Origin of the sequence: Rhodococcus sp. 14-1411-2a (assembly GCF_002259485.1) — a bacterium.
Classification (GTDB): Bacteria; Actinomycetota; Actinomycetes; order Mycobacteriales; family Mycobacteriaceae; genus Rhodococcoides.
Genome location: NZ_NPGA01000020.1, coordinates 155,420 through 156,127 on the forward strand (window position 1 = coordinate 155,420; position 708 = coordinate 156,127).

General features: G+C 61.7%; 1 protein-coding gene. It reads right to left on the reverse strand.

Annotated features, from left to right (window positions below; genetic code table 11):
• Positions 1-11: 11 nt before the first annotated feature.
• On the reverse strand, positions 12-608 hold the full coding sequence (locus CH291_RS21825; RefSeq protein WP_094641778.1) for a hypothetical protein: 597 nt from the start codon (positions 606-608) through the stop codon (positions 12-14).
• Positions 609-708 lie beyond the last annotated feature (100 nt).

Genomic DNA, 708 nt, shown 5'->3' on the forward strand with positions numbered 1-708 from the left:
GCCGTTCTGCCTTACGGAGTGGTGAAGTACTCGAACACGGCAGGCTGAGCCTGCGGGTTTCCGTTGGACGTACCGATGACCGCGCCGGCAACCGTACCGATGACGGTTCCGATGATGCACCCGGAGATGAAGTTCGGGAAGATCGATACACAGCCGATGGCGAAGCCGAGGCCTGCGCCGATCGCCGTGCCGACACCGCCACCGTTGTTCCAGCCGATTGCGAGCTGGTTGACCATGTTGTCGAATGCCTGCTGCTTGGTCCGCGGACCTGCGACCTCGGCGACGGGAACCGTCTGCGGAGTCAACGTCAGTTCGCGACCCTCGGCACCGATCAGCGGTGCGATCGAGTAGACGGTGCCGTTGATGGTGTATTCCAGCGGAACGGTTGCGAGCGTGGCACCGGCCTGGTCGATGACGGACACGTTCTCGCTCGTGGCGTCGACCCGGAACAGCCCGGCATCGAGGATGGTGGTGACCGTGCCGTCCGGGTTGACCGAAGTCTCGTAATTCACCGGGTCCGACGACGGGTCTGCCACAGCATGGCCTGCTCCGGTGGCCACCGCAGCGGTCAACGCCACCGCTACCGTTGCTGTTCTGATCAGTTTCACTTCTGTCCCCTGGTGGTAGTGATTCGTATTCGACGGCATTCGTCTCGAGTGCCGATGGTATTCGTAGATGTGCCCTGCGATGTGAAGAACACATCAATTG